The organism is Photorhabdus sp. CRCIA-P01, assembly GCF_003545805.1.
In the GTDB taxonomy this organism is placed as follows: domain Bacteria; phylum Pseudomonadota; class Gammaproteobacteria; order Enterobacterales; family Enterobacteriaceae; genus Photorhabdus; species Photorhabdus antumapuensis.
Genome location: NZ_NMQR01000202.1, coordinates 1 through 784 on the forward strand (window position 1 = coordinate 1; position 784 = coordinate 784).

Genomic DNA, 784 nt, shown 5'->3' on the forward strand with positions numbered 1-784 from the left:
AGACTTGCCCCGGACTTGGGGAAGACTTACGACCTTCCGGGTCAGACTTGCGTTCACTGCTGGCGGTTTCTGAGTCCGCTTCTCCGACATCCAGCAGGCCGCACAGGTGGGCTGCGCCATTGTCTTCTCCGTCCCACAGCAGTTCATAATGCAGCAGGTGCCCCCGGCTGCCGCCATGCAACAGCAGGTATTCCATTTCCGTCAGCCGTTGACAGTGGTTTTTGAGCTGGCTGTCGCTCCAGTGGGTAAAGGCGCGGATATCCCGCCGGGTAAAACGCACTTCGTTTGGCTGGCAGTGCTGGCGCTGCGCGATGTGGCCGACCATCTCCTGTATCAGCAGCAACAGCTTGCGGGTCTGCGGCGGCATTTCGTCCAGCGTGCGCCCCAGCACCTCATGCGCCAGCCGGTTGGCCAGAGCAATGTCCGCTTTCGTGACTTCGATATATTCGATGACCTGCCCGCGGTGGGTCGTTTTCTTCACCTCCCGCTGGTACTGGTGCAGCAGGGCAATGGCCTGTATCAGCGTCAGGTATTTCATGTGGTCGCGCCGCATCCGGGTTTTGTCTGACAGGAACGTCAGTTGATGGGCGTAAGGATTGACCACTTTCAGCGGCCTTAACAGGCGCTGGGCGTTCTGGTGTAACTGCGTCAGATAGCCTTTCTCCGAGTCAGCCAGCAACCCTTCTAGCGTCTGACGGTGCCGCTGCATGGCGTGGATGGCCTGCGTCTGCTCGCGCGATTCGTTGACCGTCAGCACCAGACAGCGGTTCAGCAGCTCTTCATC

Annotated in this window: 1 pseudogene; it reads right to left on the reverse strand. The window is 59.7% G+C overall.

Annotation, left to right across the window (positions count from 1 at the left end):
* Positions 1-784: pseudogene (locus D3222_RS24840) on the reverse strand (DNA primase); the annotation flags it as partial.